This is a genomic window from Pseudocitrobacter vendiensis (assembly GCF_943590815.1).
Lineage (GTDB): Bacteria > Pseudomonadota > Gammaproteobacteria > Enterobacterales > Enterobacteriaceae > Pseudocitrobacter > Pseudocitrobacter vendiensis.
In genome coordinates this window covers 1-14685 of sequence record NZ_CALSBS010000026.1, presented here as the reverse complement: position 1 = coordinate 14685, position 14685 = coordinate 1, and the positions used below count along the sequence as shown (strand labels likewise).

At 54.7% G+C, this 14685-nt stretch carries 18 protein-coding genes; 15 read left to right on the top strand and 3 right to left on the bottom strand.

The annotated features are described in order from the left end of the window. The first annotated feature begins 3 nt into the window (after positions 1-3). Both NMC31_RS20775 and mdcH read left to right on the top strand, forming a co-directional pair. Positions 4-621, top strand: coding sequence for a malonate decarboxylase holo-ACP synthase (locus tag NMC31_RS20775; RefSeq protein ID WP_253898964.1), 618 nt, complete (start codon positions 4-6; stop codon positions 619-621). Continuing rightward, the gene (gene mdcH, locus NMC31_RS20770) at positions 621-1514 is read left to right on the top strand and encodes a malonate decarboxylase subunit epsilon (protein WP_149464179.1); all 894 of its coding nucleotides are present in this window, start codon (positions 621-623) and stop codon (positions 1512-1514) included. The genes NMC31_RS20775 and mdcH overlap by 1 nt, the downstream gene beginning before the upstream one ends. 90 nt (positions 1515-1604) lie before the next feature. On the opposite strand, the gene NMC31_RS20765 is transcribed toward mdcH, so the two are convergent. Both NMC31_RS20765 and NMC31_RS20760 read right to left on the bottom strand, forming a co-directional pair. Then, positions 1605-2537 (bottom strand): LysR family transcriptional regulator, encoded by a 933-nt coding sequence (locus tag NMC31_RS20765; protein WP_149464180.1) that lies wholly within the window; start codon positions 2535-2537, stop codon positions 1605-1607. A gap of 12 nt (positions 2538-2549) precedes the next feature. Next, the gene (locus tag NMC31_RS20760) at positions 2550-4454 is read right to left on the bottom strand and encodes an ABC transporter ATP-binding protein (RefSeq protein WP_253898963.1); all 1905 of its coding nucleotides are present in this window, start codon (positions 4452-4454) and stop codon (positions 2550-2552) included. A gap of 159 nt (positions 4455-4613) precedes the next feature. On the opposite strand from NMC31_RS20760, the gene kefG reads away from it, so the two are divergent. The 4 genes from kefG (at position 4614) to slyD (ending at position 7860) form a co-directional block, all read left to right on the top strand. Beyond that, entirely contained in the window at positions 4614-5165 is a 552-nt protein-coding gene (gene kefG, locus NMC31_RS20755) for a glutathione-regulated potassium-efflux system ancillary protein KefG (protein ID WP_015962724.1), read from the top strand. After that, positions 5165-6970: a glutathione-regulated potassium-efflux system protein KefB gene (gene kefB, locus NMC31_RS20750; RefSeq protein WP_253898962.1), complete on the top strand. Its 1806-nt coding sequence runs from the start codon at positions 5165-5167 to the stop codon at positions 6968-6970. The genes kefG and kefB overlap by 1 nt, the downstream gene beginning before the upstream one ends. Positions 6971-6980: 10 nt before the next feature. Further along, positions 6981-7181 (top strand): YheV family putative zinc ribbon protein, encoded by a 201-nt coding sequence (locus NMC31_RS20745; RefSeq protein ID WP_108476637.1) that lies wholly within the window; start codon positions 6981-6983, stop codon positions 7179-7181. Between the two features lie 94 nt (positions 7182-7275). After that, positions 7276-7860, top strand: coding sequence for a peptidylprolyl isomerase (gene slyD / locus NMC31_RS20740; protein ID WP_113858451.1), 585 nt, complete (start codon positions 7276-7278; stop codon positions 7858-7860). A gap of 122 nt (positions 7861-7982) precedes the next feature. Here the strand turns inward: slyD and NMC31_RS20735 are convergent, their stop codons facing one another. After that, positions 7983-8201 carry a protein SlyX gene (locus tag NMC31_RS20735; protein WP_149464193.1) on the bottom strand — a complete coding sequence of 73 codons (219 nt, stop codon included), beginning with the start codon at positions 8199-8201 and terminating at the stop codon, positions 7983-7985. A gap of 233 nt (positions 8202-8434) precedes the next feature. Here NMC31_RS20735 and fkpA point away from each other — a divergent pair, with 233 nt between their 5' ends. The 9 genes from fkpA to NMC31_RS20690 all read left to right on the top strand — a co-directional run. Beyond that, the gene (fkpA, locus tag NMC31_RS20730; RefSeq protein WP_108476640.1) at positions 8435-9253 is read left to right on the top strand and encodes an FKBP-type peptidyl-prolyl cis-trans isomerase; all 819 of its coding nucleotides are present in this window, start codon (positions 8435-8437) and stop codon (positions 9251-9253) included. Between the two features lie 164 nt (positions 9254-9417). Beyond that, on the top strand, positions 9418-10140 hold the full coding sequence (locus NMC31_RS20725; RefSeq protein WP_015962730.1) for a helix-turn-helix transcriptional regulator: 723 nt from the start codon (positions 9418-9420) through the stop codon (positions 10138-10140). Next, the gene (gene tusD / locus NMC31_RS20720) at positions 10140-10526 is read left to right on the top strand and encodes a sulfurtransferase complex subunit TusD (RefSeq protein ID WP_253898961.1); all 387 of its coding nucleotides are present in this window, start codon (positions 10140-10142) and stop codon (positions 10524-10526) included. Before NMC31_RS20725 ends, tusD begins: the two co-directional genes overlap by 1 nt. After that, entirely contained in the window at positions 10526-10885 is a 360-nt protein-coding gene (gene tusC, locus NMC31_RS20715) for a sulfurtransferase complex subunit TusC (protein ID WP_253898960.1), read from the top strand. Before tusD ends, tusC begins: the two co-directional genes overlap by 1 nt. Positions 10886-10892: 7 nt before the next feature. Continuing rightward, the gene (gene tusB / locus NMC31_RS20710) at positions 10893-11180 is read left to right on the top strand and encodes a sulfurtransferase complex subunit TusB (RefSeq protein WP_253898959.1); all 288 of its coding nucleotides are present in this window, start codon (positions 10893-10895) and stop codon (positions 11178-11180) included. 124 nt (positions 11181-11304) lie between these two features. Beyond that, positions 11305-11679 (top strand): 30S ribosomal protein S12, encoded by a 375-nt coding sequence (gene rpsL / locus NMC31_RS20705; protein WP_000246815.1) that lies wholly within the window; start codon positions 11305-11307, stop codon positions 11677-11679. Positions 11680-11774: 95 nt separating this feature from the next. Beyond that, positions 11775-12245 carry a 30S ribosomal protein S7 gene (gene rpsG / locus NMC31_RS20700; RefSeq protein WP_006817513.1) on the top strand — a complete coding sequence of 157 codons (471 nt, stop codon included), beginning with the start codon at positions 11775-11777 and terminating at the stop codon, positions 12243-12245. 96 nt (positions 12246-12341) lie between these two features. Then, the gene (gene fusA, locus NMC31_RS20695) at positions 12342-14456 is read left to right on the top strand and encodes an elongation factor G (protein WP_149464187.1); all 2115 of its coding nucleotides are present in this window, start codon (positions 12342-12344) and stop codon (positions 14454-14456) included. Positions 14457-14526: 70 nt separating this feature from the next. After that, positions 14527-14685: GTP-binding protein (locus NMC31_RS20690; RefSeq protein ID WP_001543379.1), on the top strand; the 159-nt coding region annotated here is incomplete at its 3' end.

Below are 14685 nucleotides of genomic sequence, written 5' to 3'. Positions count from 1 at the left end.
GTTATGACCACGACATTACGCCCACATGACCTTATCTGGCTCATTTCCCGCGATGCGCTGGAATCGGTAACAGAAGATTGGGTAGACGGTATCTGGCATACCGGTCTGCCGGTGGTGGTGCGGCGTGATGTCGATGCGCAGGGGCGCATCCCGGTTGGGGTGCGCGGAATACGCCGAGACCAGCGTGCCGCAGGCTGGGTGAAACGTGAATCTGTCGTTCGTGTGTGCTCGCCTGAATCGCTGGTCAATCCCCTTGAATTACTCCGTTCTCCGTTTATTTCTCAGCCTCCCGTTCAACTGGCGTTAATGCTGGCCCAGCAAGGCTGGCCGTGGACGTGGGGCGTAACGGGCAGCACCGGTTATGCACTGGCGACGGGGATCCCGGTGATCCACGCTGAAAGCGATCTGGATTTGTTGATCCGCGCGCCTGAACCGTTAACGCGCGAGGCGCTGCAACGCTGGCAGCAGCAACTCACCGGCGCGCTGTGTCGCGCCGATACCCAGGTGGAAACGCCGGAAGGCGCGTTTGCGCTGGCGGAGTGGCTGCGCGATGGCAAAGCATTGCTGAAAACCAGCCAGGGGCCGCGGCGGGTTCGCTTCCCCTGGAGCAGGGAGGAATAATGAAAATTCTGTTTACCTTTCCCGGTCAGGGCACGCAACACCCCGACATGCTGCAAAACCTGCCCGGTGATGAACTGACGCAGGCCCGCGAGGTGCTGGGCGACGAGGCGCTGACGCTGGACACGCCAGAAGCGCTGAAACATACGCGCGCGGTACAGCTGTCGCTACTGATTGCGGGAGTTGCCTGGGCGCGGGAACTGGAGCGGCGAGGTGTGCCGCCGGATATCGTTAGCGGTTTGTCGATTGGCGCGTATCCTGCCGCCGTGGTGGCAGGGGCGCTCGATTTCCGCGATGCGCTGAAGCTGGTGGCGCTGCGTGGCGATCTGATGGAGCAGGCGTATCCTCACGGCTACGGGTTAACGGCGATTATGGGGCTCACCCTGAACCAGGTTGAGCCGCTGCTGGAAGGTACGGGAACGTACATCGCCAACCTGAATGCGGAAACCCAGACGGTGATTGCCGGCCCGGATGAAGGCATGGCTATCGTAGCAAAACGCGCGATGGCGAAAGGCGCGACGAAAGCGCCGAGACTGGCGGTGAGCGTACCGTCGCACTGTGAACTATTGGCGCAACCGGCGCAGAAGCTGGTGCAGGCATTTAACGGCGTGACGCTGACGCGTCCGCGTTATGCGTATCTGAGTGGCAGTACCGGGCGCGTCTTATGGCAGCCAGAACGCATCGCCGATGATTTGGCGATGAATATGGCGCGCACCGTGCGCTGGCAGGAAGCGGTGATTTCCGCCAATGAACGCGAAGCGCGGCTGGCGATTGAGATGCCGCCGGGCGGCATTTTGACCTGTTTAACGCGTCAGGCGGCGTGGGAAGGCGAGTCGATTTCGCTGGAGCGTAGCGGCGTGGATGTTGCGGTGCATCTGGCGCAGCGGCTGCGGTGATTTGCCCGGTGGCGCTGCGCTTATCGGGCCTACCAGAATGTGGGATGTTTTTGTAGGCCGGATAAGGCGTAGCCGCCATCCGGCAACGGCTCAGGCGTTCTCGTCCAGGCTCCGCGCGTACATACGTCCTTCGGCGGCGAGCGCGCGGAGGTTCGGGTCCTGCTCGCGGTTGCGGCTGAATACAATCGCGATGAGCTGCTGCATCTGGTACGGCTGCGAAAGCTTCAGCAACTGTACCGAATTCTCATACACCTTCTTCATGCGCCCTGGCATCAGGGTAAATCCTACACCTGCCTGTACCAGACTCAACATCGAGAAAATATCATTCACCCTTGTCACGATCTCCGGTTCAAACCCGGCGATGTGAAACGCTTCCTGAAAACCTGCGTAGGTGGCAAACCCTTCCGCCAGTGAGACAAATTTCTGGTCGCGATAATCGCGTAGGTCGGCAAGCGCGTCGGGCTTCAGCGAAGCGGAGGCGGGCGCGGCGAGGAAGATGTCGTCGTGGAACAGTGGCAGCACTTCCATGTTGTTGCGGTCGATATCACTCTCAGAAATAGAGATGATGATCGCATCCAGCGTGCCGTCTTCCAGCATATGCAGCAGGGTATCGTTGGAGCCCATGGTGAGGTCAAGCTCCAGATCCGGACGCCGCAGTTTCATACCCATAATCAGGCGCGGCACAGTTTCCAGCGTCAATGAATAGAGCGTACCGACGCGCAGACGCCCCTGACCAACACCCGCTGTTTTACGCGCTTCTTCCAGCCCGCGCGCCATCAGTTGAGTGACTTCCTGACAATACTCCAGCAGCGTCCAGGCCGCCGGAAGCGCGACCAGGTTGCGGCCTTTATGGATGAACAACGGACAACGGACGTTCTCTTCCAGCGTGTGCAGCGCGCGATGCACGCTCACGCCGCTGAGCTCCAGCGCCTCGGCGGTACGGGCGATATTGCCTTTCTCCATAAAGGTCATGAAGATCGCCAGCTTGCGGAAGGTGATGTCGTTGGTCGTTACCGGGTTCATGGTGTGTCGCCTTTATTCGCTTTGCAGCATGGCTTCTAACTGCTCCTGCGCATCCAGCCAGGCCATTTCAGCCTCTTCCAGCCCCGCTTTTGCCTGCGCCTGCTGTTGCAAACATTCAGTCAGTTCCGCTTTGCGGCTCTGATCGTAAAGTTCGCTGTCGCCCAGTTTTTCTTCCGCACTGGCAAGCTTCGCGTTGAGCTTCTCCATCTCTTTTTCCAGACGGGCAATCTCTTTACGCAGCGGCTGTGTGAGTGTGCGCAGTTCCGCTTCGCGACGCTTCTGATCTTTACGCGCTTGCGCGCTGTTGACGTTATCTTTAGGGGCGTCGTCCGCCTGCGCTTCCTGTTTCTGCGAATCGCTCAGCCACTTTTGATAATCCTCCAGATCGCCATCGAACGGTTCGACTTTGCCATCGTGAACCAGATAGAGGTCATCGGTGGTGGAGCGCAGCAGGTGACGGTCGTGCGAGACGACAACCAGCGCGCCTTCAAACTCAATGAGTGCTTCGGTCAAAGCCTGACGCATATCGAGGTCAAGGTGGTTAGTCGGTTCATCGAGCAGCAGCAGGTTCGGGCGTTGCCAGACGATTAACGCCAGCACCAGACGCGCTTTTTCACCGCCGGAGAAACGCCCGGTCGGTTCGCTGACTTTATCGCCCTGGAAACCGAAGCCGCCGAGGTAATCTCGCAGCTTCTGTTCTAATTCCTGCGGCGCTAAGCGCGCGAGATGTTGAATCGGTGACTCATCGGCACGCAGGAACTCCAGTTGATGCTGAGCGAAGTAGCCGAGCTTGATGCCTTTCGCCAGGCCAATCTCGCCGCTTATCGGGCTAAGTTCACCGGCCAGCATTTTAATCAGCGTCGATTTACCCGCGCCGTTGCGCCCGAGCAGGCCGATGCGCGAGCCGGGTACCAGATTCAGTTTAATCGAGTCGAGAATAATGCGCTCACCGTAGCCTGCGCTGACTTTCTCCATTTTAAGGAGCGGGCTTGGCAGGCTTTCCGGCGCGCGGAAGCTGAAGTGGAACGGGTTATCGACGTGCGCCGGGGCGATAAGCTCCATACGTTCCAGCATTTTCACGCGGCTCTGCGCCTGTTTGGCTTTGCTGGCTTTGGCTTTAAAGCGGTCGATAAAGCTTTGCAGGTGCGCCACGCGCTGTTGCTGGCTTTCGTAGGTCGCCTGCTGCTGGGCCAGACGCGTCGCGCGTTGACGTTCGAAAGAGCTGTAGTTGCCGGTGTATTCGAACATCGCCTGCTGTTCGATATGAATAATTTTGTCGACGATCGGATCGAGGAAGTCGCGGTCGTGCGAAATCAGGATCAGCGTGCCCTGATAGCTCTTCAGCCATTTCTCCAGCCAGATAACCGCGTCGAGATCGAGGTGGTTTGTCGGTTCATCGAGCAGCAGTAAATCGGAACGGCAAATCAGCGCCTGCGCCAGGTTTAAACGCATCCGCCAGCCACCGGAAAAATCGCTCACCGAACGTTCAAGCTGCTCGTTACTGAAGCCCAAACCGTGTAGCAGGCTGGACGCGCGTGCGCGGATGGTCCATGCGTCAATCGCGTCCAGTTTGCCATGAACGGTGGCGATGGCATGGCCGTCGTTACGCTCATTGGCGGCATTCAGTTGCGCTTCAAGCTGGCGATATTCACGGTCGCCGTCAATAACATACTCCAGTGCAGGCTCTGCCAGAGCAGGCGTTTCCTGATTCACCCAGGCCAGTTGCCAGTTGCCGGGGAAGGTAAAGCTACCGCCATCGGCGCTTAACTCGTTCTTCAATAACGCCAGCAGCGTGGATTTGCCGCAGCCGTTTTTCCCCACCAGGCCGACTTTCTGCCCTGGGTTAATGGTGGCTGTTGCGTTGTCCAGCAGGACGCGCACGCCGCGTCGAATTTGTAACGAGGAGAAAACAATCATAAGGCGCCGTATGTTCTGGGTATGTTAAATTGTCATTGTGATAATGTAATGTGGTGAGCGAATCGCCACACCGGGCCGCAATGGTAGCCCAAAATGATGACGATACACAAAATCATTCCTGCTGCGCGTGCGCCCGGAAATGATAAACGGAGGGGAATGATGTCGCAGACGCCGAAAGTATTGCTGCTGTATGCCCATCCGGAATCACAGGACTCGGTGGCGAACCGGGTTTTGCTCAAGCCTGCCACACAGCTGAGCAACGTGACCGTGCATGACTTGTACGCAAACTATCCTGATTTTTTTATTGATATCCCGCGTGAACAGGCGCTGCTGCGCGAGCACGAGGTGATTGTGTTCCAGCATCCGCTTTATACCTACAGTTGCCCGGCATTGCTCAAAGAGTGGCTGGATCGCGTGTTAAGCCGTGGTTTTGCCAGCGGGGTGGGGGGCAACCAACTGGCGGGAAAGTACTGGCGTAGCGTCATTACCACTGGCGAGCCAGAAAGTGCTTACCGTTATGACGCGCTGAACCGCTATCCCATGAGCGATATTTTACGTCCCTTTGAACTGACGGCGGCGATGTGCCGGATGCACTGGATGAACCCGATGATTATCTACTGGGCGCGCCGTCAATCGCCGGAAGAGCTGGCAAGTCACGCGAAAGCGTACGGTGAGTGGCTGGCTTCACCGATTGCGCCGGGAGGCCGCTGATGGAAGGTTCCGATTTGTTACTGGCCGGCGTGCTGTTTCTGTTTGCCGCCGTGGTGGCGGTGCCGCTCGCTGCCCGTTTGGGCATTGGCGCGGTACTGGGCTACCTGCTGGCGGGGATTGCTATCGGCCCATGGGGGCTCGGATTTATCAGCGACGTCGATGAAATTCTTCACTTTTCGGAGCTGGGCGTCGTCTTTCTGATGTTCATCATTGGGCTTGAACTGAATCCGGCCAAACTCTGGCAACTGCGGCGACCTATTTTCGGTATCGGCGCGGCACAGGTTATTTTCAGCGCGCTTATCCTCGGTGGCCTGCTGATGCTGACGGATTTTTCCTGGCAGACAGCGGTGATTGGCGGGATTGGCCTGGCGATGTCATCGACGGCGATGGCGCTGCAATTAATGCGCGAGAAGGGCATGAACCGCAGCGAATCGGGGCAACTCGGTTTTTCGGTGCTGCTGTTTCAGGATTTAGCGGTTATTCCCGCGTTGGCACTGGTGCCGCTGCTGGCAGGGTCTGGCGACGATCACGTCGACTGGATGGCTGTCGGCATGAAAGTGCTGGTATTTGGTGGCGTGTTGATTGGCGGGCGTTACCTGCTGCGTCCGGTGTTCCGGTTTATCGCCGCCTCCGGCGTGCGCGAAGTGTTTACGGCGGCGACGCTGCTGCTGGTGTTGGGTTCCGCGCTGTTTATGGATGCGCTGGGACTTTCAATGGCGCTTGGGACGTTTATTGCCGGGGTGCTGCTGGCGGAAAGTGAATATCGTCACGAACTGGAAACAGCTATCGAGCCCTTTAAAGGCCTGCTGCTGGGGCTGTTCTTTATTTCCGTTGGCATGGCGCTGAATCTTGGCGTGCTCTACACCCATATTCTGTGGGTGGTGGGCAGCGTGGTGGTGCTGGTGGCGGTGAAAACGCTGGTGCTGTACGTGCTGGCGCGGCTGCATGGCCTGCGTAGTTCCGAGCGGATGCAGTTCGCTGGCGTGCTCAGTCAGGGCGGTGAGTTTGCGTTTGTGCTCTTTTCCGCCGCATCGAGCGTGAAGCTCTTTAAAGACGACCAGATGGCGCTGCTGTTGGTGACCGTAACCCTGTCGATGATGACGACGCCGCTGCTGATGAAAGCCATCGACCGCGTGCTGTCGCGCCGCTTTAACGGCCCGGAAGAAGAAGAGGAAGCGCCGTGGGTGGAAGATGATAAGCCACAGGTGATCGTGGTCGGCTTTGGCCGTTTTGGTCAGGTGATTGGCCGCTTGCTGATGGCGAACAAGCTGCGCATTACCGTGCTGGAACGGGATATCAGTGCGGTCAATCTGATGCGTAAATATGGTTATAAGGTTTACTACGGTGATGCGACGCAGGTTGAGTTGCTGCGTTCCGCCGGGGCGGAGCAGGCACAGTCAATTGTCATCACCTGTAACGATCCGGAAGACACCATGAAGCTGGTGGAAATCTGCCAGCAGCACTTTCCGCACCTCAATATTATGGCGCGTGCCCGGGGACGTGTGGAAGCGCACGAACTGCTGCAGGCGGGCGTGTTACAGTTTTCCCGTGAGACCTTTTCCAGCGCGCTGGAACTGGGGCGTAAGGCGCTTATTTCTACGGGAATGCATCCTCATCAGGCACAGCGGGCGCAACTGCACTTCCGTCGGCTCGATATGCGGATGCTGCGCGAGCTGATGCCCGTGCACAGCGATACGCAACAGATTTCGCGCGTGCGGGAAGCGCGGCGCGAGCTGGAAGAGATCTTCCAGCGCGAGATGCAACAGGAGCGACGTCAGCTGGATGGCTGGGATGAATTTGAATAAAAGGTGAAGTATGGCGGTACGTAAACGGTTTATCGCGGGCGCGAAATGCCCGGCGTGTCAGGCGCAGGATTCCATGGCCATGTGGCGCGAAAATAATGTTGATATTGTTGAATGCGTTAAGTGTGGTCATCAGATGCGGGAAGCAGATAAAGAAGCCCGCGAGCATGTTCGCAAAGATGAGCAAGTGATTGGCATTTTTCATCCCGACTAGCGTTATCGCTCGCCTTTTTTTAAGCTAAGGGGTACACGAGTGCAGAATTCCGCTACAATCTGCGCCACTATTCTTCCCTTGCTCAGGAGATATCATGAAAGTAGCAAAAGACCTGGTGGTCAGCCTGGCCTATCAGGTACGTACAGAAGACGGTGTGTTGGTTGATGAGTCTCCGGTAAGTGCGCCGCTGGACTACCTGCATGGTCACGGTTCCCTGATCTCTGGCCTGGAAACAGCGCTGGAAGGTCACGAAGTTGGCGATAAATTCGATGTGGCTGTTGGCGCGAACGACGCTTACGGTCAGTATGACGAAAACCTGGTGCAGCGCGTTCCTAAAGACGTGTTCATGGGCGTTGACGAACTGCAGGTTGGCATGCGCTTCCTGGCAGAAACTGACCAGGGCCCGGTTCCGGTTGAAATCACCGAAGTCGAAGACGATCACGTTGTGGTTGATGGTAACCACATGCTGGCGGGTCAGAATCTGAAATTTAACGTGGAAGTTGTGGCTATCCGTGAAGCAACCGAAGAAGAACTGGCTCATGGCCACGTTCACGGTGCGAACGGCCACGACCACGATCACGATCATGACCACGATGGTTGCTGCGGCGGCCACGGTCACGACCATGGTCATGAACACGGTAAAGGCGGTTGTGGTAACGGCGGTTGCGGTTGCCATTAATTCAGCCTTCGCCGGAGGACGGCGTTGCGTTACCCGGCCTACATAAGATTATCTTGTAGGCCGGATAAGCGAAGCGCCATCCGGCAACAAAAAAGCGGGAATAATCCCGCTTTTTTTACGTCTCAATAGTGAGGCGGTGGCGTCTCTTCTGACTGGGACGCGAGATTAGACGGTTGACTGGCCTTCAGTTTCTCCGTCAGTAACCGCAGATGATCGCGCAGTTTCGCCATTTCCAGCTCATGCTGGGTGACCGTTTGGTTAAGATCTTCAATGGTGATCTCCTGAAACGCCAGGCGGCTTTCAAGTTCTTCCATCCGCGCTTCAATACTCATTTCTTGCATCATTAACCTCTTCGCTGTGAGTTCCGGCGTGCTTCCCGGTGCCGCGGATTCTACTTAACTTTCGGCTCTCACGCAGCATTCCTTCGTCAACGGGGAAACTAATTTAAACAAAAATAGTCTGAAAAGTGTCGAGAATCAGGAGCGTTCGTATGTAGATTTGTTCTGCAAGGCTATATAGTACGCTTCTCACTTAGTAAATCTTGGGGCGAGAGGCCCCGGCCCTGGAGAGATGGATGAAATCACTGTTTAAAGTAACGCTTCTGGCAACCACGATGGCCGTTGCACTGAATGCGCCGCTGGCGTTTGCCGCTGACTCTGCGAAAACCGCAGCAGCCGCAGAAAGCAAATCCGCTTTCAAAAACGACGACCAGAAATCCGCTTATGCACTGGGTGCTTCGCTGGGTCGTTACATGGAAAACTCCCTGAAAGAACAGGAAAAACTGGGCATCAAACTGGATAAAGATCAGCTGATCGCCGGTGTTCAGGACGCATTTGCTGATAAGAGCAAACTATCCGATCAGGAAATCGAGCAAACCCTGCAGGCTTTCGAAGCGCGCGTGAAGTCTTCCGCTCAGGCGAAGATGGAGAAAGACGCCGCGGATAACGAAGCGAAAGGTAAAGAGTACCGCGCGAAATTCGCCAAAGAGAAAGATGTGAAAACCTCTTCTACTGGCCTGCTGTACAAAGTAGAGAAAGCGGGTACCGGTAGCGCACCGACCGATAGCGACACCGTGGTAGTAAACTACAAAGGCACGCTGATCGACGGTAAAGAGTTCGATAACTCTTATACTCGTGGCGAGCCGCTCTCTTTCCGTCTTGATGGCGTGATCCCAGGCTGGACTGAAGGCCTGAAAAACATCAAAAAAGGCGGCAAAATCAAGCTGGTTATCCCACCGGATCTGGCTTACGGTAAAACCGGCGTTCCGGGTATCCCGGCTAACTCCACCCTGGTCTTCGACGTTGAACTGTTAGACGTTAAGCCAGCACCAAAAGCGGACGCGAAAGCTGACGCTGCGCCAGCTGAGAAAGCTGCAACCGCAGACAAAAAATAAGAGTCTGATAGCCGCCGCCCATTGGGCGGCGGCTTTTTATTACCTGCCTGATATAATTAATGCTGGAAAGCGCCAGGTGCGCGTATTACTTTAGATCCCCCTATTAGTGATGAGCCTGCCCTGACAACATAACGACAGGCTCCTGAAAAGGAGTGCTTTTTTACATGTCCAGGTCGCTTTTAACCAACGAAACCAGTGAACTTGATTTACTGGATCAACGTCCTTTCGATAAAACCGATTTCGAGATCCTGAAGTCCTACGAAGCGGTCGTGGACGGGTTAGCGATGCTCATTGGTTCCCATTGTGAAATTGTGCTGCATTCTTTGCAGGACCTGAAGTGCTCGGCTATTCGAATCGCTAACGGCGAACATACCGGACGGAAAATCGGCTCGCCGATTACCGACCTGGCCCTGCGCATGCTGCACGATATGACCGGCGCAGATAGCAGCGTTTCCAAATGCTATTTTACTCGTGCCAAAAGTGGCGTGCTGATGAAGTCCGTGACCATCGCGATCCGCAATCGCGAACAACGTGTCATTGGGCTGCTGTGCATCAACATGAACCTTGATGTGCCTTTCTCACAAATCATGAACACCTTTATTCCGCCGGAAACGCCGGAAGTGAATTCGCAGGTTAACTTTGCCTCTTCGGTTGAAGACCTGGTCACCCAGACGCTGGAGTTCACGATTGAAGAGGTGAATGCCGATCGTAACGTTTCCAATAACGCTAAAAATCGCCAGATCGTGCTCAACCTTTACGAGAAAGGCATCTTTGATATCAAGGATGCGATTAATCAGGTGGCCGACCGCCTGAACATCTCCAAACACACGGTGTATCTCTACATTCGCCAGTTCAAAAGCGGCGACTTTGTGGGGCAAGATAAGTAATGCGTTTTGCCATCATGGTGACCGGCCCGGCCTACGGGACGCAACACGCCAGCAGCGCGCTGCAGTTTGCGCAGGCGGTGCTGAGCGAAGGTCACGAGCTTGCCTGCGTGTTCTTTTATCGCGAGGGCGTCTACAACGCCAATCAGCTTACCGCGCCTGCCAGCGATGAGTTCGACGTGGTGCGCGGCTGGCAGCAGCTGCATGATGAACAAGGCGTCGAGTTGCATATTTGTGTGGCGGCGGCGCTACGTCGTGGTGTCACGGATGAAACCGAAGCGAAAAATCTGTCGCTGCCTGGTTTTAATCTTCAGCCTGGGTTTTCTCTGAGCGGGTTGGGTGCGTTGGCGCAAGCCTCGTTGACCTGCGATCGCATGGTGCAGTTCTGATGAAACGTGTCGCTTTTGTTTTTTCGACGGCGCCGCACGGGAGCGCCTCCGGGCGTGAAGGGCTCGATGCCCTGCTGGCCGCATCCGCGTTAAGTGACGATCTCGGCGTATTTTTTATCGGCGACGGGGTGTTTCAACTGCTGAGCGATCAAAAACCGTCGACGGTGCTGGCCCGCGATTACATCGCCACCTTTAAGCTGATGCCACTCTACGATATTGAGAACGTCTGGCTGTGCGCGGCGTCTCTGCGTGAGCGCGGCTTAAGTGCGGCCACGGCCTTTGTCACAGACGTTGAGTTGCTGGAGCCTGATGCGCTTCGTCAGCAGCTTGATGGCTATGATGTGATTCTTCACTTCTGAGGCGTCTATGCTGCATACCCTAAGTACTTCTCCCTGGCATACGGACATCACCGCGCTACTGCGCGTGGTGAAAGAGGGGGATGACCTGCTGCTTCGCTCTGATGGCGTGGTGGCGGCAATTGAGGGCAGCCGCTTTCTTGATATTCTCCGTTCTGCCCCCATATCCCTACACGTGCTGAATGAAGATGTTGAAGCGCGTGGGCTGTACGGTCAAATTTCGAACAGTGTCGTCAGGGTTGGCTATACTGACTTCGTCAGGCTGGCGGTAAAACATGCGTCTCAAATGGCCTGGTAGATGCCAGGTTGTTGTATATTTCTTGACACCTTTTCGACACCGCCCTAAAATTCTGCGTCCTCATATTATATGAGGCGATTTATTACGTGTTTACGAAGCAAAAGCTAAAACCAGGAGCTATTTAATGGCAACAGTTAACCAGCTGGTTCGCAAACCACGTGCTCGCAAAGTTGCAAAAAGCAACGTGCCGGCACTGGAAGCCTGCCCGCAGAAACGTGGCGTATGTACTCGTGTATATACCACCACTCCTAAAAAACCGAACTCCGCACTGCGTAAAGTTTGCCGTGTTCGTCTGACTAACGGTTTTGAAGTAACCTCCTACATCGGTGGTGAAGGTCATAACCTGCAGGAGCACTCCGTGATCCTGATCCGTGGCGGTCGTGTAAAAGACCTTCCGGGTGTTCGTTACCACACCGTTCGTGGTGCGCTTGACTGCTCCGGCGTTAAAGACCGTAAGCAAGCTCGCTCCAAGTATGGCGTGAAGCGTCCTAAGGCTTAATGGTTCTCCGTTAAGTAAGGCCAAACGTTTTAAATTAATGTCAAACTAAACTCTTTGAGTTTTGGACAATCCTGAATTAACAACGGAGTATTTCCATGCCACGTCGTCGCGTCATTGGTCAGCGTAAAATCCTGCCGGATCCTAAGTTCGGATCAGAACTGCTGGCTAAATTTGTCAACATCCTGATGGTAGATGGTAAAAAATCTACTGCAGAAACTATCGTATACAGCGCGCTGGAGACCCTGGCTCAGCGCTCTGGTAAAAATGAACTGGAAGCTTTCGAAGTAGCTCTCGAAAACGTGCGCCCGACTGTCGAAGTTAAGTCTCGCCGCGTTGGTGGTTCTACTTATCAGGTACCAGTTGAAGTCCGTCCGGTCCGTCGTAATGCTCTGGCAATGCGTTGGATCGTTGAAGCTGCTCGTAAACGCGGTGATAAATCCATGGCTCTGCGCCTGGCGAACGAACTCACTGATGCTGCAGACAACAAAGGTACTGCAGTTAAGAAACGTGAAGACGTTCACCGTATGGCCGAAGCCAACAAGGCGTTCGCACACTACCGTTGGTAATCCCTTCGGAGTATTAGTCACCAGGCGGGCGCTTCAGCGAAGCAGCCCGCTTTGGGTTACTTAACTGAACGCCTAAAAAGATAAACGAGGAATCAAATGGCTCGTACAACACCCATCGCACGCTACCGTAACATCGGTATCAGTGCGCACATCGACGCCGGTAAAACCACTACTACCGAACGTATTCTGTTCTACACCGGTGTAAACCACAAAATCGGTGAAGTTCACGACGGCGCGGCTACCATGGACTGGATGGAGCAGGAGCAGGAACGTGGTATTACCATCACTTCCGCAGCGACTACTGCATTCTGGTCTGGTATGGCTAAGCAGTATGAACCGCATCGCGTAAACATCATCGACACCCCGGGGCACGTTGACTTCACTATCGAAGTAGAACGTTCCATGCGTGTTCTTGATGGTGCGGTAATGGTTTACTGCGCAGTTGGTGGTGTTCAGCCACAGTCTGAAACCGTATGGCGTCAGGCTAACAAATATAAAGTTCCACGCATTGCGTTCGTTAACAAAATGGACCGCATGGGTGCAAACTTCCTGAAAGTTGTTGGTCAGATCAAAACCCGTCTGGGCGCGAACCCGGTTCCGCTGCAGCTGGCAATTGGTGCTGAAGAACATTTCACCGGTGTTGTTGACCTGGTGAAAATGAAAGCCATCAACTGGAACGAAGAAGACGCAGGTGTAACCTTCACCTACGAAGATATCCCGGCAGATATGCAGGAACTGGCTGACGAATGGCACCAGAACCTGCTGGAATCCGCTGCGGAAGCTTCTGAAGAGCTGATGGAGAAATACCTGGGTGGTGAAGAACTGACTGAAGCAGAAATCAAAGGTGCTCTGCGTCAGCGCGTTCTGAACAACGAAATCATCCTGGTAACCTGTGGTTCTGCGTTCAAGAACAAAGGTGTTCAGGCGATGCTGGATGCGGTAATTGATTACCTGCCATCCCCAATCGATGTTCCGGCGATCAACGGTATCCTGGACGACGGTAAAGACACGCCGGCTGAGCGTCACGCAAGTGATGACGAGCCGTTCGCTGCACTGGCGTTCAAAATCGCTACCGACCCGTTTGTTGGTAACCTGACCTTCTTCCGTGTGTACTCCGGTGTGGTTAACTCTGGTGATACCGTACTGAACTCCGTGAAAGCTGCACGTGAGCGTTTCGGTCGTATCGTTCAGATGCACGCTAACAAACGTGAAGAGATCAAAGAAGTTCGCGCGGGCGATATCGCTGCTGCAATCGGTCTGAAAGACGTAACCACTGGTGACACTCTGTGTGATCAAGATGCGCCGATCATTCTGGAACGTATGGAATTCCCTGAGCCGGTAATCTCCATCGCAGTAGAACCGAAAACCAAAGCTGACCAGGAAAAAATGGGTCTGGCTCTGGGTCGTCTGGCTAAAGAAGACCCGTCATTCCGCGTATGGACTGACGAAGAATCTAACCAGACCATCATCGCTGGTATGGGTGAGCTGCACCTCGACATCATCGTTGACCGTATGAAGCGTGAATTCAACGTTGAAGCGAACGTCGGTAAACCTCAGGTTGCTTACCGCGAAGCGATTCGCGCGAAAGTTACCGATATCGAAGGTAAACACGCGAAACAGTCTGGTGGTCGCGGTCAGTATGGTCACGTCGTTATCGACATGTACCCGCTGGAGCCGGGCTCTAACCCGAAAGGTTACGAGTTCATCAACGACATTAAAGGTGGTGTAATTCCTGGCGAATACATCCCGGCCGTTGATAAAGGCATCCAGGAACAGCTGAAGTCTGGTCCGCTGGCTGGTTATCCGGTTGTAGACATGGGTATTCGTCTGCACTTCGGTTCTTACCACGACGTTGACTCCTCTGAACTGGCGTTTAAACTGGCTGCTTCTATCGCCTTTAAAGAAGGCTTTAAGAAAGCAAAACCTGTTCTGCTTGAGCCTATCATGAAGGTTGAAGTAGAAACTCCGGAAGAGAACACTGGTGATGTTATCGGTGACTTGAGCCGTCGTCGCGGTATGCTGCGCGGTCAGGAATCTGAAGTAACTGGCGTTAAGATCCACGCTGAAGTTCCGCTGTCTGAAATGTTCGGATATGCAACTCAGCTGCGTTCTCTGACCAAAGGTCGTGCATCATACACCATGGAATTCCTGAAGTATGATGATGCGCCGAACAACGTTGCTCAGGCCGTAATCGAAGCCCGTGGTAAATAATCCCCGGGGTTAAAACCTAAGTCCCGTGCTCTCTCCTGAAGGGGAGAGCACTATAGTAAGGAATATAGCCGTGTCTAAAGAAAAATTTGAACGTACAAAACCGCACGTCAACGTTGGTACTATCGGCCACGTCGACCACGGTAAAACTACTCTGACCGCTGCAATCACCACCGTACTGGCTAAAACCTACGGCGGTGCTGCTCGTGCTTTCGACCAGATCGATAACGCA

Bases quoted from the DNA above. Each gene is read 5' to 3' on its own strand.
- fkpA (WP_108476640.1), top strand. From the start codon at position 8,435: ATGAAATCACTGTTTAAAGTAACGCTTCTGGCAACCACGATGGCCGTT.
- NMC31_RS20775 (WP_253898964.1), top strand. From the start codon at position 4: ATGACCACGACATTACGCCCACATGACCTTATCTGGCTCATTTCCCGC.
- NMC31_RS20735 (WP_149464193.1), bottom strand. From the start codon at position 8,201: ATGCAAGAAATGAGTATTGAAGCGCGGATGGAAGAACTTGAAAGCCGC.
- NMC31_RS20725 (WP_015962730.1), top strand. From the start codon at position 9,418: ATGTCCAGGTCGCTTTTAACCAACGAAACCAGTGAACTTGATTTACTG.
- kefG (WP_015962724.1), top strand. From the start codon at position 4,614: ATGTCGCAGACGCCGAAAGTATTGCTGCTGTATGCCCATCCGGAATCA.
- kefB (WP_253898962.1), top strand. From the start codon at position 5,165: ATGGAAGGTTCCGATTTGTTACTGGCCGGCGTGCTGTTTCTGTTTGCC.
- tusC (WP_253898960.1), top strand. From the start codon at position 10,526: ATGAAACGTGTCGCTTTTGTTTTTTCGACGGCGCCGCACGGGAGCGCC.
- NMC31_RS20765 (WP_149464180.1), bottom strand. From the start codon at position 2,537: ATGAACCCGGTAACGACCAACGACATCACCTTCCGCAAGCTGGCGATC.
- NMC31_RS20760 (WP_253898963.1), bottom strand. From the start codon at position 4,454: ATGATTGTTTTCTCCTCGTTACAAATTCGACGCGGCGTGCGCGTCCTG.
- tusD (WP_253898961.1), top strand. From the start codon at position 10,140: ATGCGTTTTGCCATCATGGTGACCGGCCCGGCCTACGGGACGCAACAC.
- tusB (WP_253898959.1), top strand. From the start codon at position 10,893: ATGCTGCATACCCTAAGTACTTCTCCCTGGCATACGGACATCACCGCG.
- mdcH (WP_149464179.1), top strand. From the start codon at position 621: ATGAAAATTCTGTTTACCTTTCCCGGTCAGGGCACGCAACACCCCGAC.
- NMC31_RS20745 (WP_108476637.1), top strand. From the start codon at position 6,981: ATGGCGGTACGTAAACGGTTTATCGCGGGCGCGAAATGCCCGGCGTGT.
- rpsG (WP_006817513.1), top strand. From the start codon at position 11,775: ATGCCACGTCGTCGCGTCATTGGTCAGCGTAAAATCCTGCCGGATCCT.
- fusA (WP_149464187.1), top strand. From the start codon at position 12,342: ATGGCTCGTACAACACCCATCGCACGCTACCGTAACATCGGTATCAGT.
- slyD (WP_113858451.1), top strand. From the start codon at position 7,276: ATGAAAGTAGCAAAAGACCTGGTGGTCAGCCTGGCCTATCAGGTACGT.
- rpsL (WP_000246815.1), top strand. From the start codon at position 11,305: ATGGCAACAGTTAACCAGCTGGTTCGCAAACCACGTGCTCGCAAAGTT.